Source organism: Ruegeria sp. BK1, assembly GCF_056535645.1.
This window is the reverse complement of sequence record NZ_JBQFIS010000002.1, coordinates 226,445-238,677: the sequence shown is the minus strand read 5'-3', so window position 1 is coordinate 238,677 and position 12,233 is coordinate 226,445. Positions and strand designations below refer to the sequence as shown.

At 57.6% G+C, this 12,233-nt stretch carries 12 protein-coding genes; 5 read left to right on the top strand and 7 right to left on the bottom strand.

All coding sequences use genetic code 11. The annotated features are described in order from the left end of the window. Nucleotides 1-2: 2 nt before the first annotated feature. The 4 genes from ACR3E7_RS19585 (at nt 3) to ACR3E7_RS19570 (ending at nt 3,073) form a co-directional block, all read left to right on the top strand. Nucleotides 3-431, top strand: coding sequence for an ExbD/TolR family protein (locus tag ACR3E7_RS19585; protein ID WP_480504722.1), 429 nt, complete (start codon nt 3-5; stop codon nt 429-431). Then, a complete protein-coding gene (locus ACR3E7_RS19580) occupies nt 428-838 on the top strand; it encodes an ExbD/TolR family protein (protein ID WP_170783618.1) in 411 nt (136 codons plus the stop codon). Before ACR3E7_RS19585 ends, ACR3E7_RS19580 begins: the two co-directional genes overlap by 4 nt. A gap of 29 nt (nt 839-867) precedes the next feature. Further along, nucleotides 868-2,211, top strand: a complete 1,344-nt coding sequence (locus ACR3E7_RS19575) for a DUF4384 domain-containing protein (protein ID WP_480504724.1) — start codon at nt 868-870, stop codon at nt 2,209-2,211. A 163-nt stretch (nt 2,212-2,374) separates the two neighbouring features. Then, on the top strand, nt 2,375-3,073 hold the full coding sequence (locus tag ACR3E7_RS19570; protein ID WP_170783621.1) for a GntR family transcriptional regulator: 699 nt from the start codon (nt 2,375-2,377) through the stop codon (nt 3,071-3,073). Between the two features lie 37 nt (nt 3,074-3,110). Here ACR3E7_RS19570 and ACR3E7_RS19565 read toward each other — a convergent pair whose 3' ends face one another. Together ACR3E7_RS19565 and ACR3E7_RS19560 are read right to left on the bottom strand one after the other, a co-directional pair. Further along, entirely contained in the window at nt 3,111-3,431 is a 321-nt protein-coding gene (locus tag ACR3E7_RS19565) for a hypothetical protein (protein ID WP_480504726.1), read from the bottom strand. Between the two features lie 168 nt (nt 3,432-3,599). Further along, entirely contained in the window at nt 3,600-4,604 is a 1,005-nt protein-coding gene (locus ACR3E7_RS19560) for a hypothetical protein (protein WP_480504728.1), read from the bottom strand. A 524-nt stretch (nt 4,605-5,128) separates the two neighbouring features. On the opposite strand from ACR3E7_RS19560, the gene ACR3E7_RS19555 reads away from it, so the two are divergent. Further along, nucleotides 5,129-5,866, top strand: coding sequence for a hypothetical protein (locus ACR3E7_RS19555; protein ID WP_480504730.1), 738 nt, complete (start codon nt 5,129-5,131; stop codon nt 5,864-5,866). Between the two features lie 10 nt (nt 5,867-5,876). Here the strand turns inward: ACR3E7_RS19555 and ACR3E7_RS19550 are convergent, their stop codons facing one another. The 5 genes from ACR3E7_RS19550 to ACR3E7_RS19530 all read right to left on the bottom strand — a co-directional run bounded on the left by ACR3E7_RS19550 (nt 5,877) and on the right by ACR3E7_RS19530 (nt 11,856). Beyond that, nucleotides 5,877-6,785, bottom strand: a complete 909-nt coding sequence (locus ACR3E7_RS19550; protein WP_480504732.1) for a sigma-70 family RNA polymerase sigma factor — start codon at nt 6,783-6,785, stop codon at nt 5,877-5,879. Beyond that, nucleotides 6,748-7,476 carry an SDR family oxidoreductase gene (locus ACR3E7_RS19545; protein WP_480504734.1) on the bottom strand — a complete coding sequence of 243 codons (729 nt, stop codon included), beginning with the start codon at nt 7,474-7,476 and terminating at the stop codon, nt 6,748-6,750. The genes ACR3E7_RS19550 and ACR3E7_RS19545 overlap by 38 nt, the downstream gene beginning before the upstream one ends. Before the next feature lie 121 nt (nt 7,477-7,597). After that, nucleotides 7,598-8,353 carry a hypothetical protein gene (locus ACR3E7_RS19540; protein ID WP_170775582.1) on the bottom strand — a complete coding sequence of 252 codons (756 nt, stop codon included), beginning with the start codon at nt 8,351-8,353 and terminating at the stop codon, nt 7,598-7,600. A 138-nt stretch (nt 8,354-8,491) separates the two neighbouring features. After that, entirely contained in the window at nt 8,492-9,196 is a 705-nt protein-coding gene (locus ACR3E7_RS19535) for a response regulator (RefSeq protein WP_170789046.1), read from the bottom strand. Next, on the bottom strand, nt 9,193-11,856 hold the full coding sequence (locus tag ACR3E7_RS19530; RefSeq protein WP_170789044.1) for a PAS-domain containing protein: 2,664 nt from the start codon (nt 11,854-11,856) through the stop codon (nt 9,193-9,195). The genes ACR3E7_RS19535 and ACR3E7_RS19530 overlap by 4 nt, the downstream gene beginning before the upstream one ends. Nucleotides 11,857-12,233: the final 377 nt, after the last annotated feature.

The following is a 12,233-nucleotide window of genomic DNA, read 5'->3' as shown; positions in this document are numbered from 1 at the left end:
CGATGGACAGCGATCTCAGCCTGAACAGACGCAAACCGACGGGGCCCTTGATCTCGTTGGTGCCGATGATCGACGTGATGCTGATCCTGCTGGTCTTTTTCATGGTGACATCGACCTATCTGAACCTCGACATGATCCCGGCGCTGGCGCAATCCGATCGGCCTGTGCAGGCATCGTCGGGTCAGGCGGGTTCGGAAACCTTGCTGGTTCGTATTGGTGGCGATGGGGCGCCCTATCATCGCGGGCAGGCGATGACGCTGGACGCACTAGCCGATGAGATGACGGCGCGCCTGACAGCGAACCCTGCACTTCAGGTCATCATTCTGCCGACCGGTGGGGCCAAACTGCAAGCGCTTGTCTCGGTCATGGATACTGTCACCGGCGCCGGGGCAGCGAACATGCGCGTGGTCCGGCTTGAGGCGCGCCCATGAAGATCACCCGCCCCACCCCGCGCCGTCACCCCGAGACGATCATTGCCCTGATCGACGTTGTGTTCTTTCTGCTGGTCTTCTTCATGCTGATCGGTCGCATGGATGCCACCGCGCCCTTCGAAGTTTCACCACCCACAGCCCTGACCGGTGCGGACATGCCCGCAGGTGGCGTCACCCTGTCCGTTGCCGCTGACGGAACCATGGCGCTGGACGGTGAGGCTATTGAACCCGACCAGATCGAACCGCGTATTCAGGCGTTGCTGACGACGCAGCCGGACGTCCTGATCCGCATCAACGCCCACCGAGACGCCGCCCTGCGTGCGATCTTACCCCGGATTGCTCAGTTCGAGGCGATGGGCGCGCGCGATGTGGTGCTTGTGGTGACACCACCGGGGCCAGTGCGGTGAACCGGGGGCCGGTTATATGGGGGATCGGGTTGGTCAGCTCGGTCTTGCTGCATGTGGGCGGAGCCATTGCCCTTGTCTGGAGCGTTCAGCCTGATCCCGTAGCGGAACAGCCCGTCCCAGAAACCCGGATGCAGCTTGCCGCACATCAGGTGCAGCAAAGTCAGGCCATTGAAGCCCGACCAGAACCAGAGGCCGCACAGGCTGAGGACGCCACCGGCGCGCAACTGGGCCAAAGCGCAATCGCGCAGTCTTCTGCCACCGCCGCGCCCCTGCCACAGCAAGCCGTCGTGGCCGCCGAACCCGCGCCGCAGGCTCTAACGCCTCAGGATTCCGGGGCCACAGTGATTGCACAGACCATCGCCGAAGCCGCGCCGCTGCAAGCGGCTGAGGTTGCAGCGGTGCAACTGGTTTCGGCTGCAGTGTCAGCGCAGCCTGTCGTCCTGAACCTGCCGCCAGCGCAGACGACCCCGCTTGCGACCCTCAAAGCGCAGGAGGCCCAGCCTCTGCAACCCGAACCCGTCGCCCTGCCCCAGACCATCCCCGATGTTCCGCAAACCAGCGCGTCCGAGGTCTTTTCCACCACCGGTGACGGCCCTATCGACCCGGTCTCACTGGCTGCGATCCAAAGCTTCATGCGACCTGAGGATGCCGGTGCCCGCGCGCAAGACCTGCGGGATGGGATCGACGGCCTGCTGGCGCAAGTGCCTTGCGCACGGCTTCAGGTGCAGTTTCGGCCTGACAGCAATACTCTGGAAGTCATCGGTCATATCCCCGAAGACGGGCTGCGCAACCCGGTTCTGACCACCCTACAGGCGCAGATGGGCAGCAATATTCGGGTGGATGACAACATTCGTATCCTGCCCCGCCCGCAATGTGGCGCGCTCAGCGGGATTGCCGATGTGGGCCTGCCGCAATCCACTGATCAGATCACCAATCCGCTGCTGATCGGACAGGATATCCACGCTCGCGACTTTCGCTATGTTGATGGCCAGCAACTAGTACTGGAACTGACCGGTGCCGACTATGACGCCTATGTCTATGTCGATTACTTCGATGCCGAAGGACAGGTGATCCACCTCAGACCCAACACCTCCACCCCGATGGAGCTAACGCCCGCCAAGGCTCGGTTACAGGTCGGCGCGGCGCAACAGGGTGACCCGGGCTTGTTCATCACCATCGGCCCTCCCTACGGTCAGGAAATCGCCGTCGCATTCGCCGCGTCCGAGCCGCTTTACCAGACAGAGCGGCCCTTGGTGGAACCCGCCGAAGGCTATCTGCAATTCCTCAAGAACCGCATTGCCGAAGTCCGTGCGGACAACCCGGATTTCAAGGGCGAGTGGGTCTATTTCTTTGTCACCACCGCCGCGCGGTAAAGATCGGTAACCTGAGACAGAGGCGTTTCGCTGTCTCAACCATTTCCAAATGTTTCGGTGGATGCAAAAGTCCTGAATTCCGAAACATGGCCCGCAAAATGAAATGGAAAATTCTCGCCAAAATTTCTTGACCCCATGACGACCGCCCCATAGGGCATTTGGCATGGACATATCCCCTGACAGCACGTCATCAGCCGATATTTACGACACCCTGCGCGATGGGTTGATTTGGGGGCGTTGGAAATCCGGCCAGCGGCTGAAACCACAGCACTTGAAAGACGAATTCGGATGCTCGACCGCAGCATTGCGCGAAGCTTTGTTACGCCTGGCCGGTGAAGGGTTTGTCGAAAATGAAAAGAACCACGGATTTCGCGCCGTGGAACACTCAGATGAAACGTTCCAACAGGCGGCACACTTGCGAATGGTGTTGGAATGCGAAGCGGTTGAGCTGGCATTGAAACAGGGCGATTTCGAATGGGAGATGGCGCTGAACGCGGCACATCATAACCTCGACTATATCGAGGCGCGTATGGAGCAAGCAGAAGATGTCACACCGTTTGTCAAACGCTGGTCCCGGCAGGACTGGGTGTTTCACAGCACATTGTTGGGGGCGTGCAACTCTGATCTGCTGATGCGGATCTACAAATCGGTCTACGACACCTTCCGAATGTGCGCGGTGTCCCGAATTGAAGGGTTTGGCTTCTCTCAGTTGACACGCCGTGAACATCGGGCGATCTATGACGCCGCCATTGCCCGCGATCTACCGGAATGCATCGGCGCCATTCGGGCGCACTTGGCCTTGTACCGAGATGACAACCGCCCAATCGAAAGACCGGAACAGATGGAAAGAGACAAGGCTTGAACCTGATTTGGGTCCGGACAGGCAGTTCCAGGCCAAATCAGCTTCGATCAGAAAGAGAGGCGGGCACCGGCCTGTCAAAACATCGCAAAATCGCCATTCCGTTCAGAAAGAACGCGCGAAGGTGCCCGCGTGTAAAGCATTTTGTTCCAGCCGAGAACCTGATATTTGCAAACCTGCACTCCAGATCCACTTCACTGGGTTTGGCAATCGGAACCGCCAGAATTTCGCCATCGGCAAGGCGATAGATCCGCGAGTTGATAATCACGTCCATGGTCCCCTCGAGGCATTCAAGGCGAAGGTCGCCGTCATCGCCCGGAGCCAGTTCAAGCTTTTCCTCCTGAACAGGTGTTTCAGCCAATATCGTACTATCCGCAACCGTTTGCGCGAACGCTTCACTAACCGGCAGTGCGCTGCAATTCACTGTAGACAAGACCGCTTACAAACCCTTCCAGAAACATGAGAGAGGGGGCGTTGTCATGATGTGATCCTGCAAGAAAGCGACTTGGTTTGTGGGTTAAGTACGAAACTACTTACCGCTGATCCCGACCCGCTGACCATGAAGCGATTGCGGCATGATGGACAGGTCCTGCTGCACAACGAAAGGTTGGGCGTATTCCTGTTGCGCGACGGCGCCTTCCAACCAGAGACGAACTGATTTCTGAGTGCCCAGGCTGATCCGCATCCAGACCGGACGGGCGAAAATCCCGTCCAAGCGAACCAATACATTGTAGTGCGAGATGCGCGGGCCAGACTGGTTTTTGAAATGCAACTGTTCGATTGTGTGATCTGTAACAACGCCTTGAATAACGGCGCCGGACTGGATTGTATCGGGGAGCTGCGCAAAAACCTCGTCCGGTTGAAGTTGCGCAACCAATTTCGGATCATGAACCGAGGCGGCCAGAGCTATCATCGCGACTGTGCCGCTGACAACTGCGCCCAGAAACAAAGCCCTGTGATGGGTCCAAAGCCAGGCAAAGCCATCTTCCAGGGGTCGGCCCGAGCTATCACCCAAATCCCCCTGATAGTCGACAGACCAGCCAATCAGCCCAATAAAGAACAGCCCGAGGATCACCAAGGTCAGGCAGTGCATTAGACCCGCCTTTATCGCTGCGGCTGTGGTGAAGGATTGCCAGCCCAAGGTATCCTCGGCCCGTTGGCCGAACCGCAGGGTTTTCTCCCATCGCAGATCGGAAAAACGGTCGGTGAACACGTCGTTGTCATCGTGGACGGCGCTGGACGTCGCGACAATCTCGCCCGCGGGATAGAGCCGGAACACCTCGTTGTGCAAATCATGGCCAACCACGACCGAGCGTTCCGGTTGACCAAAGTACCGGGCATGGATGGTGACAAGCGAGGTTGATGCAAGTAAGGCGTGCAGAAACAGCACAAAGACAAAAAGCGCGCCCAGCACCCAATGAAACCCGGTGCCCTCGAACCATGAAATCGCAATTAGGATACCGGAAACCCCAACCGTAAAGCGACAGAACAGATCAAACAGGCCCAGCATCGCGACAACGGCAAGCAGCAACACCCAGTGATTTTGCTCTGAGTATCGCGGCGCATCAGGAAAAGCCGGGGGCACCGGCGCGACAGCCATGGGTGAAAAAAATACTGATAGCCCGCCAAAAGAATGGACAGTAACAGAAACAACGCGCCCAGCACCCCGGCGGCGAACGGTATCATGCCGCTCATACCGTCAAAGTTTTGTTGCCCAGCCTGCGTATAGAATCCCCAGAAGGCGAAGGTCGTGCCACCGACCCCCATCGCGAAAAGGACGAAATTCGTCGCGCTCATATGACCTGCTCCATGCTAGCCGCGAGGGCAAAACAGCCCATCTTCGCGTGATGAGGGGATGCTGAACGCGCTGTGTATCATCCGCATGCCGCGGAGTGTATCAATTGTAATTCCACCACTTTTTCGGGTTCTCCGGGCTGCATCTGACCCAAGCGACAGTGATACATTTGATACGGGGCGCAACCTACTACAGACACACGGCACGGGCAGCATGGACGAAAAGCCGGCACTCTATTCTGCGAAAATTTGACAGGAGAGATGATGTTTCCTTGGAAACCAGCCCTTTTTGCGGCTGCTATTACGGCCCATCCAGCCCAAAGCTGTAATCTAAAACACGTCCTTGAATTCAGCATCGAAGACGGCCACGCGATTATCTTTCTGAATGACGTGTACTACCGCAAATTCGTAGGTCCAGATGAAAACGTTCTGGGCTTTGCCGAATGGAACATTCAAGGCGAAAATCGGGTTCACATCCGATTTGAAGGTGATCAGAGCGCGATGTTTCAGATCAGGTCCGCCTGTGCCGGGGGTTTTGAAAATCAGGCGGCGTCTTCCAAGGCTGACCTGTCTGGCGGGGGCGAAGTGGCATTCTCGGTTCATTTGACGAAACCCGGCAATCCTCTATTCGAAGCGTTGGAACCCGGCGACCCTGACGGGCTGGCTGCGGCCTATGACGCGTTTCGCGACACAGTCCTTGCGCGGGATGCGCAAGCCGTACTGAGCGCGTTGCAACTTGTCATAGACAGGAGTGTCGAAGGCGGGTTGGATCGGGATGCCCTTGTTGCTCATCTGATCCATGCCGTGACAGAAGGTATCTTTGACTTGCCCGAAAACAGTACCTTTTATCCCGCCGCTGAAGGCAGGATCTTCCAACGCCTGACCGATGGGTACGATGTGGCGTTGACGTCCCGTTACAAGTACGATGGCAGCGCCTGGACACAGCCCCTTGGCACCTATTGGGCCAGGATCGACGGCGAATGGTCTATCATCCTGAACTGAGACAATCAGGTTATACCCGCCGCCAGTGAACATCCTGCATCACGTAACGCGCATAGCGAAAGTCCTGAATGCGCAGCAGTTTTTGGTCCGAAAAGGTCAGGCGAATGACATAGACCGGGGCAATGCCGGGTTTTTCACGGTCAAAGACCAACACCGTAGGCGTCCCGTCCACATGGCCGGGCACCATCATCCAATCCGCCACCTTCGCGTAGTTTGAGTAATACCCGCCCACCGCCTCAGCGCCGGTGCGGTGTTCGATGCTGACGACATCCAGCGCCACCTCCTCCGCCAGCATGGCGCGGATCGTATCAAAGTCATGTGCGTTGAAGCAGGCAGTGTATCGCGCCAAAAGCACTTTGTCAGTGTCGTTCAGATCGCCCAGTTGCTCCGATGGCGCGGATCTCAGCGCCGCGCGTCCACGTTTGAGCGTCGACTTGACCGCGTCGATGCTGGAATCCGAGATATCGGCCACCTCGCTAGCGCTGTATCCCAACACGTCAAACAGGATGACAGCGCTGCGCTGTCTAGGCGTCAGCGCCATCAAAGGGCGCAACGTATCCGCCGTCCCGCCCGAAACCGGCAAAGTTTGTGTGACCTCTTCGAAATGACTCAGGCGGGATTTCATGGCCTGCTCCGACTTTCGGGCGCGGATGGCGTTGAGCGCGGTGTTCCGAGCGATCCGAAACATCCATGCACGGGGGTTTTCGACCCGAGCCCCCGTCTCAATGGCGCGCAGCGCGGCAAGCATTGTGTCTTGCAGCACGTCCTCGCCATCAAAGACGGATCCCATCATACGCGACAGAAAGCGATGCAGATCAGGACACAGTGTCGTCAGTGCAGCGGTCAAGGCGGCATTGGTCGTTGGCAAATCAGGCTTCATGTCACCCCAAGTTTTCCACGCCCGCGCCGTCAATGCCATAGGCCCCGGCTTTGGGATGGGCGACCAAGGTGCACATATGCGCAGAAATCGCCTCGGGTGTCAGGGGGGTGTCCCATTGGCGCATGAAGCTGGCCGCATCGCCGCCGCGCATCTGCCCATAAGCTCTCGCTGCCTCTTGCGCGATGGCGGTGCCCGCGATCAACTGTTTGGGGTAGATCGTGGCGAAGGTCAGACCGAGCCCGCGTTTGTCTGCTTCCATCTGCGCGTAGTTCATCACGAAATGCTGCATACGTTTTGCCCCCGCGTACCCCCCGGACAAGGGCGATCCGTTCAGGGCTGCGCCGCTGGCAAAGGTGAGGACAGTACCGCCTTGAGGTATGGCACCGTTCAACGCGGCCTGTGCCAGATCGAAGGTTATCTTGGTGTCGTTGAACCACGGCGCACAGAAATCCGACCAGTCATAGCTGCTGATCGGCCCCATCTGCGGTTTGATCCCACCGATATGCAGAACCGTGTCGGGACCGTGTTTTCCAAGCAGATCAGATACCGCGCCATCCTCGGAGGCATCCATGACTTCGGGCGTGATGTTGTCTGTTTCCGCGCATAAACTGTCCAGATCCACAGCCGAGCGTGATACCGCAACAACGTTTCGCCCCTTTTTGGCTAGCGCGGTCGCCGTTGCGCGCCCGACGCCCCGCCCGGCCCCAAGGATCAGTGTTTTTCCGACCATTTCAAATACCCCTTATGGTGTCAGTTCACTGGATAAGACACGGGAGAAGGGCAAAACGGGGCGCTGGGGTTTCAATTTTTGGGATGTGCAGCATTGCGCCCGCAGGCGCGACACCCTCCGCTCAGGGTTCCAGAATGGCCCATGCTCCGTCGACGAAGATCCACAACGTACCACTTGACCACCCATGGGTGCCGTCAGAATGCGTCCGGGTAATGGACACGGGCGGTTCACCCCGTGGGCCAACCACCTGCCAGGCTTGACCGTCCAGAACAGCTTTCATCTCAAGCTCGTCCTGAATGTGCAGCTCGCCTTCGGCAATCATACCGCCGACATGCGCATTGATCCGTTCCAGCGGCGCGCCGTTGGCCACCATGTTGGCAAGCAGAGGCCCATGCAAAGCAAACACCGCGTCGCTATTGCGGCTGCGAATGGCATCCTGCAGTGATTGCACGGCGGCCATCAGACCAGAGCCGTCGGTTCTTTCCACGCCGGGATAAATTGCGGTGTCCTGCACTTCGGTGTCAAATTGCAGCGTCTTGGTCGCCGTGCTGTCAAAGCTAACCTGCGCAATCGGGGTTTCATCTGGAAGGCCGCCCTTGCAGCTTTTGTGGACGCTGTAGCGCGCCGTGCTGTTTGCATCACGGGCCGTGAACGCAATCGAAACCTCGTTGATGCCGGCCACCAGCCCTTTGCTGAGCCGCGCGAAACCGCTTGAATGGTCGCCTTTGTCGATTAGGACATCATTCAAATGCACGCTATGCTCACCCTGCCCGTCGATCGAGTAGCGTAGGGAATGTTCAATGTCGCACGCGTTTGCCTGCGCGGCGATACCGGTCGACATACAGGCTGTCAGGATGGCGGGTTTAACAAGACGCATAGGGTTTCTCCGATACAAAAAGGTTGTCATAGCCCCTTATCCGCCCCGTCTGTCTCAGCAGGATGTTGCGGTTTGTCTCATTTGTATCAATGGGTTGACGTTTTATCAGCGGGTGTGGTTCATCATGGCCCCAGCGCTCTAGCTGAAGACATATCCAATGCCGCGCACGGTTCGGATCGCCTCGGGCTTTGTCGGGTTGTGTTCGATCTTGCGCCTGATCCGAGAGATACGCAGGTCGATGGAGCGGTCGAAAGGCTCCCACCCGCGATCATGGGCCTGTTCCAGCAGCTGGTCACGGTTCAGCACACGCCCGCGGTTTTCTGCAAAAACCCGCAACAGGCTGAATTCCATCGCGGTGATTGGGATTTCCTGCCCATCGGCACCAAAAAGCCGAGCCTGATCCAGATCGAGGCGGCAGGTTCCAAAAGGTACTGTGCCCGACAACCTGTTCAGCGATTCCTGCTTGTCAGTCTGAAATTTGTTCCGCCGAAGGGCGGCGTTGACGCGGGCCTGCAATTCGCGCAGATCCACTGGCTTCACCAGATAGTCATCGGCCCCGAACTCCAGTCCCAGCACCTTGTCCACCACATCCCCTGCCGCCGTCAGCATCATCACCGGAACGGTCGAGGTTTCGCGGATTTCGCGCAAAGCGGTCAGGCCATCCTTGCCTGGCATACGAATATCCAGAACGATCAGATCGGGCTCTCCGGCCTCCAGCAGTTCGGCCAGTTCCTGTGCATTGGCTGCCTGATCCACGGTATATCCACATTCACTGAGATGGTCGTGCAACATGCGACGCAGGGGGGCTTCGTCATCGCAAATAGCAATTCGAGGGGCGGTCATTTCGTGGAGTCTCCGATCAAGGATGTCAGCAGGGACAGCAACTCATCTTGCATAATGGGTTTTTCGATATGGGGGCGTTTCGAGGTTTTGAAAAAGGTTGTGACCTGCGTACTCATCGCGTCACCGGTGATAAATCCGGTTCGGGCGGCATTTTCCGGGGCAACAGCCCGCAGAGCACGAAAGAAAGTATCACCGCTCATCTGAGGCATCTTGAAATCGCTCAGCACCGCATCGAATTGTTGTGCCTCGGCCAACTTCAGTGCAGCAGTCGGATCGGTGGACATGGTCACTGTATATCCCGCCTCGGTCAGCAAATCGGTGATCAGCCGCGCGACGCCCTCTTCGTCATCCACGACCAGAACCGAGCGGCTGGACGGGTGTTCAACCTCGGGACCAGTCAGAAGAACGCTGTCATCTTCCGATGCCAACAGGCGAACGGTGAATGTGGCCCCCTGCCCCACGGTCGAGGCCACGGTCAAAGTACCATCGTGGCTTTCAACGATCCGGTGGCTGAAGGCCAGGCCAATCCCGGTTCCTTCGCCGACATCCTTTGTGGTGAAGAAGGGCTCAAAAATGCGTGGCTGGATGTCCTTGGGGATGCCGTTGCCATTGTCCGAAATGTCGATCTGCACCTGCCCGCCTTCATGCCGGGTTCGAACCGTGATCTTCCCGCGCGCACCCTTGTTGCGCACTGCGTGTCCCGCGTTGACGATCAGGTTGCTAAACACCTGTGCCAGCTGGTCGAAATCCCCCGTAACATGGGGATCTGATCCGTCCAGATCGACAACCACTTCGGTTCCGTTGGATTTCAAGGAATAGCTTGAGACCTCAAGCGCCGTTTCCAAGATGTCATTGACCGGGCAGGGTTCCATGCTAGTCGGACGTTGCCGTGCCATGGCCAGGAAAGTACGCACGATCTTGGCCGCCCGTTCCGAAGACTGGCAGATCAGGTCGACACGTTCCGACAAGACCGGGTCGTTGATTTTGCCTTGCAGCATCTGAGAATAGCCGAAAACAACAGATAAAGGGTTGTTCAGCTCATGCGCGACCCCAGCCAGAAGCTCGCCCAAAGCCGAAAGTTTCTCGTTCTGATGCGCGATCTCGCGCTGTTGCTCCAGTTCAGCTTCCAGCTTTTGCTGTTCGGTAATGTCACGCACAAACAGCAGCGCACCACCGTAGGAGGTCAGGTGCGATGAACCCATGATGTGCCGGCCGTTGGCGAACTTCACATGCGCCCGTTTGCCGTGCTGGGACATCTCGGACATCATCCACTGCATGTATTCCTCGCCCGACATGCCGCCCATGTCGTAGTGCCCCATGGCGATAAGGGCGGCGAGGTTTTCAACGACACTGTCTCCGACCTCGGGGATCATGTGCTCAGCCCCTTCGAAATTCATCTTTTTCCAGGCGTCATTGCCAAAGACGTAATTCATGTCCCCGTCGCACAGCACCATGCCTTCATCCAGCGCCTGAAAAGCGTCCAGCAGCATATCCCGCGCTTCCTTCAGCGAGGTCGTGTCTGTCATCACCAAAATGGTCTCGCCCCGTGTGGTCGAGGCACGTTCGGCCAGGATGTGGCGCCCGTCCCTGAATTTCATCTCAACAGGGATGAACTGTTCGCTATGGGCGCGCATGATCGAGCGTTGGGCGCTTAGCGGGAAGCCGTCGCAAGGAACGTCGTTCAGGGCCTCGAGCTTGTCATACAATTGGGCGATGCGATCCGCCCGCGATAGCGACTTCAATTCGTCGCCCGAAATACCGTAGAAACGGCTGAACGCGTCGTTGCAATGGGTCAGGCGATGGTTTGCATCTTCGACCGCGACGCCCACGGGCAGGTTTTCGATGACGTCTTCCAGAAGGTTTTCCACCCGCGCCTGATCGGTGCGATCGCGGTAAACCAGCAGGTACCCGCCCTGATCGGTCTTGTGCGACGAGGCCAACAGTTCACGCCCGTCAGACAGCCGGATTTCGCGGTATTTGGCCCCGTTTCGCACGTTTTCAACCGCCAGCCGCGCACGGTCTTCTGGGTCGACGCCGTCCTCCAGAACCCAGAATCCATCCAGCGCGAGACGGCGCCAGATCGCCTCAAACGACTGGCCTGGTTCGAAACGGTTGCCATCTCTTTGAAAGAACTCAGAGGCGCGGGTGTTGAAGACCTCAAGATTCATGTCGCTGTCGAACAACATGATCCCGTCATCCAAGGCGTCCACCGCTTCACGCAACATGTTCCGCGCGCGTTCGGCGGCCTCCATCGTATCGCGGGGTGTCACCTCGGTCGTCGAGACCAGATATCCGCCAATTTGGGCGCGTTTGGCTGAAGCCTGAAATTGTCGCCCGTCCCGCAATTTCCATGCCATACCCTGCTCGCAAGATGTAATGGCTCTTCGCAGATCGGCCTTGAGCCCTACTTCTTCCAAACCATCCGGGGTTTGGAAATGATCCAGAGACCAGTTCTCGAAAGGTATCTTGTCCACTTTCCCGCTAAACCGAGATGCAGTTTCACCACCGAACGCGATATCCGCAAAGCTCTCGTTAACCAGAACAAAATTCAGATCTTCATCCAACAGCGCCATACCGCAGGCGACGCCGGAAAACGCATCTTCCAGCAAGGCAATGGCCGCATCGGCGTCAAGTTCGGAGCGTAGGGCAAAATCTTCCAAAACCACCGTCCTTTGCGAGCGTTCGACTGGCGAACAGGTTAAAGAACCATGACAGTTTTTCCATTTGATGTCGCTATTTGTATCAATTGTATCCATGCATGAACCCAAACCGACGGCGTTGAATTGGACAGAATTTAAACCTGTTTGATCGCCCCGCATTGAGCAGACAATCCAAGATCGAATTCGGATGTCATGATTGTTCTGTTTCTATGTCTCAGGGGGATGTCGGGTCATGTCTCAATTGTATGTCCAGACTTTACCGTCTTGAACGGCCAGTGTTGCACCCCTCAGGGTGCGCATCGCGCGCCACGCCTGCCCCATGGCCTCGCCGACCAATCACAGGGCCTACACCTGGACCTTCGAGCAAAAATTATGTG